At 46.3% G+C, this 11,744-nt stretch carries 7 protein-coding genes; 6 read left to right on the top strand and 1 reads right to left on the bottom strand.

Going from position 1 to position 11,744, the window contains the following annotated elements; genetic code table 11:
- Window positions 1-22: 22 nt before the first annotated feature.
- Window positions 23-325 (bottom strand): hypothetical protein, encoded by a 303-nt coding sequence (locus ACMCM8_RS14855; RefSeq protein WP_412723367.1) that lies wholly within the window; start codon window positions 323-325, stop codon window positions 23-25.
- Window positions 326-564: 239 nt separating this feature from the next.
- Between ACMCM8_RS14855 and rplK the strand changes: the two genes are divergently transcribed.
- The 6 genes from rplK (at window position 565) to rpoC (ending at window position 11,561) form a co-directional block, all read left to right on the top strand.
- Entirely contained in the window at window positions 565-993 is a 429-nt protein-coding gene (rplK, locus tag ACMCM8_RS14850; protein WP_014951043.1) for a 50S ribosomal protein L11, read from the top strand.
- A gap of 4 nt (window positions 994-997) precedes the next feature.
- Entirely contained in the window at window positions 998-1,693 is a 696-nt protein-coding gene (rplA, locus tag ACMCM8_RS14845) for a 50S ribosomal protein L1 (protein ID WP_412723366.1), read from the top strand.
- 306 nt (window positions 1,694-1,999) lie between these two features.
- Window positions 2,000-2,518 carry a 50S ribosomal protein L10 gene (gene rplJ, locus ACMCM8_RS14840; protein ID WP_014951041.1) on the top strand — a complete coding sequence of 173 codons (519 nt, stop codon included), beginning with the start codon at window positions 2,000-2,002 and terminating at the stop codon, window positions 2,516-2,518.
- Window positions 2,519-2,575: 57 nt separating this feature from the next.
- A complete protein-coding gene (rplL, locus tag ACMCM8_RS14835) occupies window positions 2,576-2,953 on the top strand; it encodes a 50S ribosomal protein L7/L12 (protein ID WP_015068303.1) in 378 nt (125 codons plus the stop codon).
- A 325-nt stretch (window positions 2,954-3,278) separates the two neighbouring features.
- Window positions 3,279-7,307 (top strand): DNA-directed RNA polymerase subunit beta, encoded by a 4,029-nt coding sequence (gene rpoB / locus ACMCM8_RS14830; RefSeq protein ID WP_412723365.1) that lies wholly within the window; start codon window positions 3,279-3,281, stop codon window positions 7,305-7,307.
- Between the two features lie 81 nt (window positions 7,308-7,388).
- Window positions 7,389-11,561 carry a DNA-directed RNA polymerase subunit beta' gene (gene rpoC, locus ACMCM8_RS14825; protein WP_412723364.1) on the top strand — a complete coding sequence of 1,391 codons (4,173 nt, stop codon included), beginning with the start codon at window positions 7,389-7,391 and terminating at the stop codon, window positions 11,559-11,561.
- Window positions 11,562-11,744 lie beyond the last annotated feature (183 nt).

The raw sequence follows: 11,744 nt of genomic DNA, 5'->3' as shown, positions 1-11,744 counted from the left end.
AATTAAACTGACTTTAAAATGACTAGTAACTAAACTCGCTTATCTCTTCTATATCATCTAGTACACTGACTACTCCGCCTGAAATCACGCCCCCACCAACGGTTGTTACCGCGGAGGTAATTCCACGTACTGGACTTATGGCACCTACCACCATTCCTGCAAACGTACCTTTCGCTATACTGGAAAATGTAGCGCTTCTACCACCACCAATGATTGACCCATAAAATCCGCCTACACCCCCTGCAATTGCACCAAGCGCGTTTGCAAGTAGAGCGCCTGAAACTTGCTCTATTTCCTTTTTATTTAGCTCTTGTAATGGTTCCATTATTTAAATTTCCTCTATGTAAAAGTTACGAGCAACACAAGAGTTGACTCCATAAGCAAGATAACAATTGCTGAAAATTATAAAACTGACCTTTCGATGGTTTTTTATGCTAAATAGCCCTTGCATAGTAATTAATCACCTTATATAATGCGCGCCCTTTTAAACGGAAACGGGAAGCCGATTGAGCAAATAATCTCTGTATTTGCGAGGCGTTAGACCCAAACAAGAGAGCATGTAAAATGGCTAAAAAAGTAAGCGGTATTATCAAGCTTCAGGTTGCAGCTGGCGCTGCTAACCCAAGTCCACCGGTTGGTCCTGCACTAGGTCAGCACGGTGTTAACATCATGGAATTCTGTAAGGCTTTCAACGCTAAAACAGAAAGTCTTGAGAAAGGCGCTCCGGTACCAGTAGAAATTACAGTATACGAAGATCGCTCTTTCACATTCGAAACTAAGACTCCTCCTGCGTCTTACCTGCTTAAGAAAGCAGCGGGCATCAAGAGTGGTTCTGGCCGTCCTAACACTGAAAAAGTGGGTAAAGTTACTCGCGCTCAGTTGGAAGAGATTGCTAAAACTAAAGAGCCAGACCTTACTGCAGCTGATCTAGATGCAGCGGTACGCACTATCGCGGGTTCTGCTCGCTCAATGGGCTTGAACGTAGAGGACTAATCGAATGGCTAAATTAACTAAACGCGCTCGCCTAATCCGCGACAAAGTTGACTCTACTAAAGAGTACGAAATCAACGAAGCAGTAGCGCTTCTTAAAGAACTAGCAACTGCTAAGTTCGCAGAAAGCGTTGACGTTGCTGTTAACCTTGGTATCGATGCGAAGAAATCTGACCAAAACGTTCGTGGTGCAACTGTACTACCTAACGGTACTGGTAAAGACGTTCGCGTTGCAGTATTCACTCAAGGTGCAAATGCTGAAGCGGCTAAAGAAGCTGGTGCAGACATCGTTGGTATGGATGACCTAGCTGAGCTAGTGAAGAAAGGCGAAATGAACTTTGACGTAGTAGTGGCTAGCCCAGACGCAATGCGTGTTGTTGGTCAACTAGGTCAAATCTTAGGTCCACGTGGCCTTATGCCTAACCCTAAAACTGGCACTGTAACGCCTGACGTTGCAACGGCAGTTAAGAACGCTAAAGCTGGTCAGGTTCGCTACCGTAACGATAAGAACGGTATCATCCACGCTAGCATCGGTAAGATTGCGTTCGAAGCAAACCAAATTCAAGAAAACCTTGAAGCGCTACTTGAAGCACTTAAGAAAGCTAAGCCTTCTTCTGCTAAAGGTACATACATCAAGAAGATCAGCCTAAGCACTACAATGGGTGCTGGTGTTGCTCTTGATAAGGCTTCTGTAGGTCTTTAATTTCGCTGAGCTTAGGCTCAACGGAATCTCTTAAAGGTTATGGGTTGGAGCTGTGTAAATTAGCAGTGCTAATAAGCAGCTCCCGTCCAAGACCGCAGGTGCGGTGTGGTGAAAGAGGTAAGAGAACTTTCACAGTCAACACACTGCTTAATACAACAACCTGCGCAGACGGTGGTTTGACTCAGACTCTCTGGGGTAACAAACACCGTAGAGCGGTATCAACCATGAGGGTTGGTATCAATCTGTGAACCCTGACGGCGCAAGTAGGCAACTACGAACAAAGTCAGATACAAAGAGGTGAACTCAGTGGCACTAGGTTTAGCAGCAAAAAAAGAGATCGTAGCAGAAGTTTCTGAAGTTGCGTCTCGCGCTCTATCCGTAGCCGTTGCTGAATACCGTGGGATGGAAGTTGCAGAACTGACTGACCTACGTGTTAAAGCTCGTGAGCAAGGCGTATACCTAAAGGTTGTACGTAACACTCTTGCAAAGCGCGCTCTAGCAGACAGTCAATTTGCAGACTTAGATAGCGCCTTAACTGGTCCGCTTATTTACGGTTTCTCTATCGACGCACCAGGCGGTGCGGCACGTCTTTTCAAAGACTTCGGTAAGACTAACGATAAGCTTAAAGTTACAGCACTTTCTATTGGTAGTGGTCTTCTTGGTCCAGAGAAATTGGACGCAGTTGCAGCTCTACCTACCCGCGACGAAGCGCTTGCAAAACTTCTTGCAACCTTCAAAGCACCAGTTGGGAAATTCGTTCAAACAATCAACGAAGTTCCTGGCAAGTTTGTGCGCGTATTGGCGGCGGTCAAAGACACCAAGTAATTGGCGTTTTTGGCATATTGATTTTTTTAACAATTTTTACCCAGGAGTTTAGAGAACATGGCTCTAACTAAAGAAGATATCTTAAACGCAATCGCTGAAATGCCAGTAATGGAACTGGTTGAACTAATTGAAGCGGCTGAAGAGAAATTCAACGTATCTGCTGCAGCTGCTGTTGCTGTTGCTGGTCCAGCTGCTGGTGGCGACGCTGCTGCTGCAGAAGAAAAGACTGAATTCGACGTTGTTATGACTTCATTCGGTGGCAACAAAGTTGCAGTTATCAAAGCAGTTCGCGGTGCGACTGGCCTAGGTCTTAAAGAAGCTAAAGAAGTAGTTGAATCTGCTCCTAAAGCTATCAAAGAAGGCGTAAGCAAAGATGAAGCTGAAGCACTTAAGAAAGAGCTTGAAGAAGCTGGTGCAGAAGTAGAAATCAAGTAATCTGATATAGTCAGATTATTGCCTGAGACGGCAAGGCTGGTGGTTTTTTAAACCACCAGCCTTTTTGCGCTGTATAGTGTGTAGATTCTAACCCTTGACTACATCACTCAAAGCGCCATTCGGAAATACCCATAAAAAGCATAAAAATCCAACAAGTTAACTAATAATTGGTTAAATTTTGTTGTATGCTGGTGTATCTGCCCGAAAAAGGGTTGTGGAAGTTTGTTGCTCAGTGCGCCATTTAGAACGCAGCTTTTAGCCCATAGCACGCGTTTTAAAGCATTTTGCAGCAGGTTGGGTCATAAATCAGCAGGCTGAGGAACCCATGGTTTACTCTTATAGCGAAAAGAAACGTATCCGTAAGGATTTTGGCAAACGCCCACAGGTATTGGAAATTCCATACCTTCTTTCAATTCAGCTTGATTCTTTCAAAAAGTTTATTGAGATCGATGCAGATGCTCAATACGGTTTGGAAGCAGCATTTCGTTCCGTTTTTCCAATTAAAAGCTACTCAGGTAGTTCAGAGCTTCAATATGTAAGCTACCGCCTGGGAGAGCCAGTTTTCGACGTTAAAGAATGTCAAATTCGTGGCGTCACTTTCTCTGCTCCGTTAAGAGTAAAACTACGGTTAGTGTTGTTCGATAAAGACGCTGCCCCAGGTACCGTAAAAGATATTAAAGAACAAGAAGTGTACATGGGTGAGATCCCATTGATGACTGAGAACGGTACGTTCGTTATCAATGGTACTGAGCGTGTTATCGTGTCTCAGCTACACCGTTCACCTGGTGTGTTCTTTGATCACGACAAAGGGAAAACCCACTCGTCAGGTAAAGTGCTTTATAATGCACGTGTAATACCTTACCGTGGTTCGTGGTTAGACTTTGAGTTTGACCCGAAAGATAACCTGTTTGTACGTATCGACCGTCGTCGTAAGTTGCCTGCAACTATTATCTTACGCGCGCTTGAAATGTCGTCTGAAGAGATATTAGACACTTTCTTCGAGAAAGTGAGCATTCGTATCGATAAAGACAAGTTAATGATGGAAGTGGTGCCAGATCGCCTACGTGGTGAAACGGCTCAGTTCGATATCATTGACGGTGAAGGTAACGTGGTTGTTGAAACCAGTCGCCGTATTTCTGCTCGTCACACTCGTGCACTTGAAAAAGCGGGTCTTACTGAGCTTGAAGTACCTGCCGATTACCTAATCGGGCGTGTTTTTGCAGCGACATACGTGAACGAAGACACTGGCGAAGTTATCGTTAGTGCCAACGACGAATTAACACTTGAGAACCTGGCGGCGCTTAGCCAAGCGGGTATCAAAGAGTTTGAAACGCTGTACATCAACGAACTAGACCACGGTTCATACATTTCAGATACGCTACGTATCGATTCTTCAACAAACCGCCTAGAAGCGCTAGTTGAAATTTACCGTATGATGCGTCCTGGTGAGCCACCAACAAAAGATGCAGCAGAAACCTTGTTCGATAACCTGTTCTTCTCTGACGAACGTTACGACCTATCTTCTGTTGGTCGCATGAAGTTCAACCGCCGTCTAGGCCGTGAAGAACTTATTGGTGCTGGTACGCTAGATAAAGAAGACATTATTTCTGTAATGAAGCAGTTAATAATGATTCGTGACGGTAAAGACGAAGTCGATGATATCGATCACCTTGGTAACCGTCGTATCCGTTCTGTAGGTGAAATGGCAGAAAACCAATTCCGCGTTGGTCTTGTACGTGTTGAGCGTGCAGTGAAAGAGCGTCTAAGCCTAGGCGATCTAGACAACGTAATGCCACAAGATCTTATTAACGCTAAGCCTATTTCGGCAGCGGTTAAAGAGTTCTTCGGTTCATCTCAGCTTTCTCAGTTCATGGACCAAAACAACCCGCTATCAGAAGTAACGCATAAGCGTCGTATTTCTGCATTAGGCCCGGGTGGTCTTACACGTGAACGTGCAGGCTTCGAAGTTCGAGACGTACACCCGACACACTACGGTCGTCTATGTCCAATCGAAACGCCGGAAGGCCCGAACATCGGTCTAATTAACTCATTGGCAAGCTTTGCGCGTACCAATGACTTCGGTTTCCTAGAAACGCCGTTCCGTCGCATTGTTGACGGTGTGGTGACAGACGAAATCGACTACTTATCTGCAATTGAAGAAGGTCAATTCGCAATCGCTCAGGCTAACATCGCGTTGACTGAAGCTGGCGAGTTGGTTGACGACCTAATTCCATGTCGTCACCGCGGTGAAACTACTTTGATGCCTAAAGAAGACATCAAGTACATGGACGTTTCACCACAGCAAATCGTTTCAATTGCTGCAAGCATTATCCCATTCCTAGAGCACGATGACGCAAACCGTGCACTAATGGGTGCGAACATGCAACGTCAGGCAGTACCTACACTACGCGCTGATAAGCCGCTAGTTGGTACCGGTATGGAAAGAACTATCGCGGTTGACTCAGGTGTTACTGTAGTTGCTAAGCGCGGTGGTGTGGTTGATTACGTAGATGCCAGCCGTATCGTAATTAAAGTAGACGAAGACGAAATGCTTCCAGGTGAAGCAGGTATCGATATCTACAACCTGACTAAGTACACTCGTTCTAACCAAAACACGTGTATCAATCAGAAGCCTACTTGTAGTGTTGGCGACCCGATTGTTGCAGGTGACGTGCTAGCTGATGGTCCTTCAACAGACCTAGGTGACCTTGCACTTGGTCAGAACATGCGTATCGCATTCATGCCGTGGAATGGTTACAACTTTGAGGATTCAATCCTTATTTCTGAGCGTGTAGCGCAGGAAGACCGTTTTACTACAATCCACATTCAAGAGCTTAGCTGTATTGCTCGTGATACTAAGCTTGGGCCAGAAGAGATTTCTTCTGATATCCCGAACGTGGGTGAATCTGCACTAAGCAAGCTTGATGAATCAGGTGTTGTTTACATCGGTGCAGAAGTGAAAGGCGGTGATATCCTTGTTGGTAAAGTAACGCCTAAAGGTGAAACGCAGCTTACGCCAGAAGAGAAACTACTACGTGCAATCTTTGGTGAGAAAGCGTCTGACGTTAAAGATACGTCTCTACGTGTACCTAACTCTGTTCACGGTACCGTTATCGACGTTCAAGTATTTACCCGTGACGGTGTAGAGAAAGACAAGCGCGCGCTTGAAATCGAAGATATGCAACTACGTCAGGTTAAGAAAGACCTTACTGACGAATTCGAAATTCTTGCAGACGGTATCTTTGCCCGTGCACAAACTGCACTTTTACGTGCTGGCGTTGACCAAGCTAAGCTTGACAGCCTACCGCGTGAAAAGTGGTTTGAAATTGCACTTAACAGTGAAGATGCACAGCTAGAGCTAGACCAAATTGCTGATCAGCACGCTGAAATTAAAGCTGACTTCGATAAGAAGTTTGAAGCGAAGCGCCGTAAGATCACGCAAGGCGATGACCTAGCACCTGGCGTACTTAAGATCGTTAAGGTTTACCTTGCGGTTAAACGTCACATCCAACCGGGTGACAAAATGGCCGGTCGTCACGGTAACAAAGGTGTTATCTCGACTATCCAGCCAGTTGAAGACATGCCATACGATGCTAACGGTACGCCGGTAGATATCGTACTTAACCCACTAGGTGTACCGTCTCGTATGAACATCGGTCAGATCCTAGAAACACACTTGGGTATGGCTGCACACGGTCTTGGTGTGAAGATTGATCGCATGATTAAAGAGCAGCGCGAGCTGGCTGAATTACGTGACTTCTTGAAGAAGGTGTACGAGCTTGGTGAGAATCACCAAGAAGTTGACATCGATAGCTTCACAGACCACGAAGTTCGCCGTCTAGCGGAAAACCTTCGTAAGGGTGTGCCAGTAGCAACACCTGTATTCGACGGTGCTCGTGAATCTGAAATCAAAGAAATGCTGAAGCTTGCTGATATTCCAGAAAGCGGTCAGATTGCTTTGTTCGACGGTCGTACCGGTCGCGAATTCGAGCGTCCAGTTACGGTTGGTTACATGTACATGCTGAAGCTGAACCACTTAGTAGACGACAAAATGCACGCGCGTTCTACGGGTTCTTACAGCCTTGTTACACAGCAACCTCTTGGTGGTAAAGCACAGTTCGGTGGTCAGCGCTTCGGTGAGATGGAAGTGTGGGCACTTGAAGCATACGGTGCTGCATATACCCTTCAAGAAATGCTTACCGTTAAGTCTGATGACGTTAACGGCCGTACCAAGATGTACAAGAACATCGTCGATGGCGACCACAGAATGGAACCTGGCATGCCAGAATCATTCAACGTACTACTTAAAGAAATTCGCTCGTTGGGTATCAACATCGAGCTTGAAGAAAAGTAATACGGCGTTAGCCACGTAATGTTATGAGATGGCCCGGTGCTTGCGCCGGGCTCTAGAGACTGACTCCGCTGGGAGAGTAATGTGAAAGACTTATTAAAGTTTCTAAAGCAACAAAACAAAACCGAAGAATTCGATAATATTCGAATCGGTTTGTCTTCACCGGACATGATCCGTTCATGGTCATTCGGTGAAGTTAAAAAGCCTGAAACAATTAACTACCGTACGTTCAAGCCTGAGCGCGACGGTCTTTTCTGTGCGCGTATCTTTGGTCCGGTTAAAGACTATGAGTGTCTTTGCGGTAAGTACAAGCGCCTTAAGCACCGTGGTGTTATCTGTGAAAAGTGTGGCGTTGAAGTCACACTGACTAAAGTACGTCGTGAGCGTATGGGTCACATCGAGCTAGCAAGCCCGGTTGCACACATCTGGTTCCTTAAATCACTTCCGTCTCGTATCGGCTTAATGCTTGATATGACACTTCGTGATATCGAACGTGTACTTTACTTCGAATCATACGTGGTAACAGAGCCAGGTATGACGACCCTTGAGCGCAGCCAACTTCTTAACGAAGAAGAGTATTTGGATGCACTTGAAGAGCACGGTGATGAGTTTGAAGCGAAGATGGGTGCCGAAGCGGTATTCGATCTTCTTACTGCACTAAACGTTGACGCAGATGTTGCGGCTATGCGTGAAGAGCTGCCTTCAATTAACTCTGAAACTAAGCGTAAGAAAATTACTAAGCGTCTTAAGTTGCTTGAGTCATTCCAACAGTCTGGTAACAAGCCAGAGTGGATGATCATGACGGTACTTCCGGTACTTCCACCGGATCTACGTCCTCTAGTACCACTAGATGGCGGCCGTTTTGCAACGTCTGACCTTAACGACCTATACCGTCGTGTAATTAACCGTAACAACCGTCTTAAGCGTCTTCTAGACCTAGCTGCTCCAGACATTATCGTACGCAACGAAAAGCGTATGCTTCAAGAGTCTGTTGATGCGCTTCTAGATAACGGACGTCGCGGTCGTGCGATTACCGGTTCTAACAAGCGTCCACTTAAGTCGCTTGCAGACATGATCAAAGGTAAGCAAGGTCGTTTCCGTCAAAACCTTCTTGGTAAGCGTGTTGACTACTCAGGCCGTTCTGTAATTACCGTAGGTCCTACGCTACGTCTTCACCAGTGTGGTCTTCCTAAGAAGATGGCACTTGAGCTATTTAAACCGTTTATCTACGGTAAGCTTGAAGCACGTGGTCTTGCGACAACAATCAAAGCAGCTAAGAAGCTTGTAGAGCGCGAAGCACCAGAGGTTTGGGACGTACTAGACGACGTTATCCGCGAACACCCGGTACTACTTAACCGTGCACCTACACTTCACCGTTTGGGTATCCAAGCGTTCGAACCAACACTCATCGAAGGTAAAGCGATTCAGCTTCACCCGCTAGTGTGTGCGGCGTATAACGCCGACTTCGACGGTGACCAAATGGCGGTACACGTTCCGTTGACAATCGAAGCACAGCTAGAAGCGCGTGCACTTATGATGTCAACGAACAACATTCTGTCACCTGCGAACGGTGAGCCAATCATCGTACCTTCACAGGACGTTGTATTAGGTCTTTACTACCTTACGCGTGACAAAGTAAACGGCTTAGGCGAAGGCATGGTATTTACCAGCCCGAATGAAGCAGAAAAAGCATACCGCACAGGTAATGCTGAGCTTCACTCTCGCGTTAAAGTACGTATTACTGAATATGACATTGATGAAGATGGCAACAAAACTGAGAAAGTAACGCTAACTGACACTACTGTTGGTCGTGCGATTTTCTCATTGATCCTACCTAAGGGTCTGCCGTTTGAAATCATCAACCAAGCGATGGGCAAGAAGCAAATTTCAAGACTATTGAATGCTTGTTACCGTACGCTAGGTCTGAAAGACACCGTAATTGCTGCTGACCAAATCATGTATACCGGTTTCCATTACGCGATGATCGCGGGTGCGTCTGTTGGTATCGACGATATGGTTATCCCTGCTGCTAAGAAAGACATCATCGATGCAGCGGAAGCAGAAGTTATCGAAATTCAGGAACAGTTCCAAAACGGTCTTGTTACCGCGGGTGAGCGTTACAACAAAGTTATCGATATCTGGTCAAATGCCAACGAAAAAGTTGCTAAGGCCATGATGGATAACCTTAAGACTGACATCGTAATCAACCGCGATGGCGAAGAAGAAGAGCAATCATCATTTAACTCTGTTTACATGATGGCCGACTCGGGTGCTCGTGGTAGTGCCGCTCAGATTCGTCAGCTAGCAGGTATGCGTGGTCTGATGGCTAAGCCAGATGGCTCAATCATCGAAACCCCAATTACGGCGAACTTCCGTGAAGGTCTGAACGTACTACAGTACTTCATCTCAACGCACGGTGCGCGTAAAGGTCTAGCGGATACCGCACTTAAGACAGCGAACTCGGGTTACCTGACGCGTCGTCTAGTAGACGTTGCACAAGACTTGGTAATCACTAACGACGACTGTGGCACATTCGAAGGTGTTCAAATGACACCACTCATCGAAGGTGGTGACGTTGTTGAGCCGCTACGCGAGCGTGTACTAGGTCGTGTCGTTGCAGAAGATGTGGTTAAACCAGGTACTAACGAAGTATTAGTAGAGCGTAACGTTCTTCTAGACGAAGCGTTAGTAGACATGCTTGAAGCTAACTCAGTTGACCAAATCATGGTTCGCTCGGTAATCACTTGTGACAATGACTTCGGTGTTTGTGCTAAGTGTTACGGTCGTGACCTTGCACGTGGTCATATGGTGGGTAGCGGTGAATCGGTTGGTGTTATTGCAGCACAGTCAATCGGTGAACCAGGTACACAGCTTACCATGCGTACGTTCCACATCGGTGGTGCGGCATCAAGAGCCTCTGCAGAGAACAGCGTACAAGTTAAGACAGCGGGTAGCCTTAAGCTACACAATGCGAAATTCGTACGTAACTCTGACGGTAAAGTGGTTATCGTTTCTCGTTCAACAGAACTTACTGTTATCGACGAGCAAGGCCGTGAGAAAGAGCGCTATAAAGTACCTTACGGTGCTGTACTTAGCGTGGATGACGGTGCAACTATTGCAGCTGGCGACATTGTTGCTAACTGGGATCCGCACAGTCACCCAATCATCACTGAACGTGCAGCTAAGATTAGCTTCGCAGACATTGATGACTCTAACACCGAAATGCAGCAGGACGAGCTTACTGGTCTAACCCGTATCGTGGTGAAAGACCTTGCGAAGGTTAACTCTAAAGAGCCTAAGCTAATTCTTGAGAGCGATGAGTTCGGTCTTCAAGAAATTCGTCTTCCAAGCTTCACAACTATCGAAGCGAAAGAAGGCAAAGTGGCTAACGAAGGTGACGTGTTAGCACGTATTCCTCAGGAAAGCTCGAAGACTCGTGACATCACCGGTGGTCTTCCGCGCGTTGCGGACCTATTTGAAGCGCGTAAGCCTAAAGAGCCTGCAATTCTTGCAGAAATCTCAGGTACTATCGGCTTCGGTAAAGAGACCAAAGGTAAGAAGCGTCTTGTAATCACGCCAGCTGAAGGTGAAGCGTACGAAGAGATGATTCCTAAGTGGCGTCAGCTTAACGTGTTCGAAGGTGAAAAAGTGGAAAAAGGCGAAGTTATCGCCGATGGTCCAGAGTCACCACACGATATCTTACGTCTACGTGGTATCTCAGCTGTAGCAAACTACATCGTGAACGAAGTTCAGGAAGTATACCGTCTACAGGGTGTTAAGATTAACGATAAGCACATCGAAGTCGTTATCCGTCAGATGCTACGCAAGTGTATCATTACACATCCAGGTGACACGCAGTTCCTTGAAGGGGAACAGGTTGAAGTATCGAACGTAAAAGTGGCGAACCGTGAAATTGAAAAACACGGCAAGATCCCAGCGCAGTATGAAACACAACTGCTTGGTATCACTAAAGCGTCACTGTCTACTGAGTCATTCATCTCAGCGGCATCGTTCCAGGAAACAACACGTGTGTTAACTGAAGCTGCGGTTCAAGGTAAAGAAGATGACCTACGCGGTCTGAAAGAAAACGTAATCGTTGGTCGACTCATTCCAGCGGGTACCGGTTTCGCTTACCACGAACGCCGTGCACAGAAACGCAAAGAGCAAATCGAAGAGATGTCAGTTTCAGCGGCTGAAGCTGAACAGGCTCTGACCGAAGCGCTTAATGCAGGTGCAGACGAAGATACTGCCGAATAAGGTATGATCAAAAGGAGTGCGTTAACGTACTCCTAACAAATTGGCATGTCAGGCTGACAAAATACAGGAAAACTTCCTGTCTAACCTTTGTACAGCTTGACAGTCAGGGCGATGATCATTAATATTCCGCGACCCGATTTTTGATAGCCTTTACATGGCACAGAAATAGGTCGCGGTTTTTTG

Origin of the sequence: Alteromonas sp. D210916BOD_24 (assembly GCF_047159385.1) — a bacterium.
Lineage (GTDB): Bacteria > Pseudomonadota > Gammaproteobacteria > Enterobacterales > Alteromonadaceae > Alteromonas.
Note: the sequence above shows the minus strand (reverse complement) of the source record. Positions and strands in the feature narration are given on the sequence as shown.

Coding starts and splice junctions, on each gene's coding strand:
- ACMCM8_RS14855 (WP_412723367.1), bottom strand. CDS start 325: ATGGAACCATTACAAGAGCTAAATAAAAAGGAAATAGAGCAAGTTTCA.
- rplK (WP_014951043.1), top strand. CDS start 565: ATGGCTAAAAAAGTAAGCGGTATTATCAAGCTTCAGGTTGCAGCTGGC.
- rplA (WP_412723366.1), top strand. CDS start 998: ATGGCTAAATTAACTAAACGCGCTCGCCTAATCCGCGACAAAGTTGAC.
- rplL (WP_015068303.1), top strand. CDS start 2,576: ATGGCTCTAACTAAAGAAGATATCTTAAACGCAATCGCTGAAATGCCA.
- rpoB (WP_412723365.1), top strand. CDS start 3,279: ATGGTTTACTCTTATAGCGAAAAGAAACGTATCCGTAAGGATTTTGGC.